The sequence below is a fragment of the Burkholderia sp. E168m23 genome, from assembly GCF_016586125.1.
In the GTDB taxonomy this organism is placed as follows: Bacteria; Pseudomonadota; Gammaproteobacteria; order Burkholderiales; family Burkholderiaceae; genus Burkholderia; species Burkholderia orbicola.
Map to the genome: position 1 here is coordinate 1 of NZ_BCPP01001032.1, position 2,392 is coordinate 2,392.

Here is a 2,392-nt window from a genome sequence, read left to right on the forward strand (position 1 = left end):
TTCATTCGACGATGATTAACAATGGAGCCTGTTCCAATCGCCACGCTCCCGCCCCCGCATGGACCATCTGCAAGCAATGCGCACCTTCGCGCGCGTCGCCCATCTGGGCAGCTTCACGAAAGCGGCCGAGCAACTCCAGTTGCCGCGCCCGACGGTCAGCAACGCCGTCCAGTATCTGGAAAAGCACCTGAAGATCCGCCTGCTGCAACGCACGACGCGGCGCGTCGCGCTGACCGCCGAGGGCGCGACCTACTACGAGCGCTGCGTGCGGTTGCTGGCCGATCTCGACGATGTGGAAACGCTGTTCGAGGATGCCGGCGCGTCGCCGCGCGGCGTGATCCGCGTCGACCTGCCCGAGCGTTTCGCGCTGAACCAGGTGATTCCGGCGCTGCCGGATTTCCACGCGCGCTACCCCGACCTGCGCGTCGTGATCAGCACGACCGACCGCTTCGTCGACCTCGTGGCCGACGGCATCGATTGCGCGGTGCGGGTCGGCGTGCTGTCCGACACGTCGCTCGTCGCGCGGCGCGTCGGCGAGATGGCCCAGATCAACTGCGCGTCGCCCGCCTATCTCGCGCGCCACGGCACGCCGCGCTCGCCGGACGAGCTGCCGGACCACGTCGCGGTCGGTTATTTCTCGAGCCGAACGGGCCGCGAGCTGGACTGGGAATATGCGGACATGGATTCGGGCGAGCTGCACGCGGTGAAGATGCACAGCGTCGTGTCGGTCAACAGCTCGCAGGCGTATCTCGCGTGCTGCCTCGCGGGCCTCGGGCTGATCCAGGCGCCGCGCGACGGGCTCGCGCCGCTGCTCGCCGACGGCTCGCTGGTCGAGGTGCTGCCGGAATGGAATGCGGCGCCGCTGCCCGTGTCGGTGGTGTTCCCGACCGGCCGGCATCTCGCGCCGCGCGTGCGGATCTTCGTCGACTGGCTCGCGGAAACGCTCGGCGGCATGCACCGGGCGGACTGACGGCGGCCGTGCCGGGGCGCTCGGCCCCGGCCCCGGCGCCCGGTCAGAACTTGTGGCGAATCGCGGCGCGCACCGAGAACTGGTTCGACGACGCCGACGGGCCGTCCGTCCCGACGACATAGCCGCCGTCGGCCGCCGTGCCCGTCTTGTCGCCGCCCACCTTCTGCCACGCGCCCTGCAGGTACACGTCGGTGCGCTTCGACAGGCTGTAGTCGGCCATCAGGCCGACCGTGTGGTACTTCGGCTTGAACGAACCGGCCGCCGCATCGTACTTGCCGTCCGTGTATACGTATTGCGCACCGAGATAGAAATCGGGCGTGAGCTGGTACTTGCCGTTGATTTCGAAGTTCTGGAACTTCGTCGCGGTCAGCCCGAGACCGGCGAACGTCGACGCCGGCAGGTAGACCGTCGATACCGGGTTCTTCACGTCGGTCTTCGTGTAGACGACGCCGACCGTCGCCGGGCCGAACGTGTAATTGACGCCGCCGCCGAAGATGCGCAGCCGGTCGGCGACGAAGTTCGCGTCGTCGGCCGCGATCGCGCCCGCGCTGCCGATGCCCGGGTTGTTCGCCTGCAGGTACGCGGCCGCGACCTGCAGCCCGGCCAGCGAATACTGCGCGCCGATGCTGTACTGGCGGTTGTTCGAGAAGCCCGTGCTGTTGCTGAAGCTGTACGTGCCGCCGAACGTCAGGCCGTTCCAGTCGGCGCTCGCGTACTTGACCGTGTTGTTGACGCGGAACGAGTTGTCCGTGTTGTCGTTGTCGAACGGGTGCGAGAACAGCGTGCCGCCCCAGTTGCCGTTCGCGGTCAGCGGCGCGAGATAGTCGACGACCGCATCGTACTGGCGGCCGAAGGTCAGCGTGCCGAAGCGCGACTCGGACAGCCCGACGAACGCCTGACGGCCGAACATGCGGCCGCCCTGGCCGAGCCGGCCGTTATTCACGTCGAAACCGTTTTCCAGCGTGAAGACCGCCTTCAGCCCGCCGCCGAGATCCTCGGTGCCCTTCAGGCCCCAGCGGCTGCCCTGCGCATAGCCGCTCGCGAGCTGGTAATTGGTCTTTCCGACCCCATTGACGTTGACGTTGTTCGTGTAATTGAAGCCTTCGTCGATCACGCCGTACAGCGTCACGCTGGTCTCGGCAAAGGCCGGCGCGGCGAAGGCAGCGAGCGCGGCGGCAAAAATGACGGGGTGCTTCATGACGGATCTCCGGAGCCGAGGGCCGGGCAGGCCGAACGCCCGGCGAATGTTTGAGCTGTTGTATGTGTGGCCCGCAGGGCGGACGACGCGGTGTGCGGCCGCGTGAGGACAAAATGGTGTCACGTCGTAAACCGTCCGTCCATCGGGTCCGGGGCGTCGCGTGCAAAGCGTTGCGCTCGTCCAACTGCCCGGTTGTGCCGACCGCCTGACCGGGCTTGTCGGCA

At 67.6% G+C, this 2,392-nt stretch carries 2 protein-coding genes; one reads left to right on the forward strand and one right to left on the reverse strand.

Translation table 11 applies throughout. The features are described from left to right. The first annotated feature begins 58 nt into the window (after positions 1 to 58). Positions 59 to 970 (forward strand): LysR family transcriptional regulator, encoded by a 912-nt coding sequence (locus tag JMF90_RS33585; RefSeq protein ID WP_011694772.1) that lies wholly within the window; start codon positions 59 to 61, stop codon positions 968 to 970. A gap of 43 nt (positions 971 to 1,013) precedes the next feature. Here the strand turns inward: JMF90_RS33585 and JMF90_RS33590 are convergent, their stop codons facing one another. Continuing rightward, positions 1,014 to 2,168, reverse strand: a complete 1,155-nt coding sequence (locus JMF90_RS33590) for a porin (protein WP_011547514.1) — start codon at positions 2,166 to 2,168, stop codon at positions 1,014 to 1,016. Positions 2,169 to 2,392: the final 224 nt, after the last annotated feature.

Excerpts from the sequence above, each read along its gene's own strand:
- JMF90_RS33585 (WP_011694772.1), top strand. The coding sequence starts at position 59 with ATGGACCATCTGCAAGCAATGCGCACCTTCGCGCGCGTCGCCCATCTG.
- JMF90_RS33590 (WP_011547514.1), bottom strand. The coding sequence starts at position 2,168 with ATGAAGCACCCCGTCATTTTTGCCGCCGCGCTCGCTGCCTTCGCCGCG.